General features: G+C 67.8%; 1 protein-coding gene. It reads right to left on the bottom strand.

What is annotated here, in order from left to right; genetic code table 11:
• On the bottom strand, positions 1–491 hold a 491-nt coding region (locus tag P7F28_RS07975; RefSeq protein WP_277183977.1), incomplete at both ends, for an aldehyde dehydrogenase family protein.

The following is a 491-nucleotide window of genomic DNA, read 5'->3' as shown; positions in this document are numbered from 1 at the left end:
GGTTGCATCACCGCGCCCTTCGTTTCGCCACTCGTGATGATGTTCGCGCCCTTCGAGCGCGCGTCCTCGATCAACGCGCCGACGCGCTCTGCCGCCTGCGGGCTGACGAGCGCGCCCAGCGCCGCCGACGTCTCCGCAGGCGATGCCGCGACCAGCGTGCGCGCCTTCTCCGCCAGCTTTCCGACGAGCGCCGACGCCACCGCGCGATGCACGATCACACGCTCCGTCGACATGCAGATCTGGCCTTGATTGAAGAACGCGCCGAACGCGATGGCCGCGACCGCCGCGTCGAGATCGGCGTCTTCACGCACGATCACGGGCGCCTTGCCGCCGAGTTCGAGCAGCGCGGGCTTCAAGTGCTTCGCCGCGTGCATCGCAATGATGCGGCCCACATGCGTGGAACCGGTGAAGTTCACGCGCCGCACCGCCGGATGCGCGATCAATCGCTCGACGATCGCCGCTGCATCTTCAGGCGCGTTCGTCACGACATT

The organism is Caballeronia sp. BR00000012568055 (assembly GCF_029439455.1).
GTDB lineage: Bacteria > Pseudomonadota > Gammaproteobacteria > Burkholderiales > Burkholderiaceae > Caballeronia.
The sequence above is the reverse complement of the archived record's forward strand: the minus strand, read 5'-3'. Positions and strand labels throughout refer to the sequence as shown.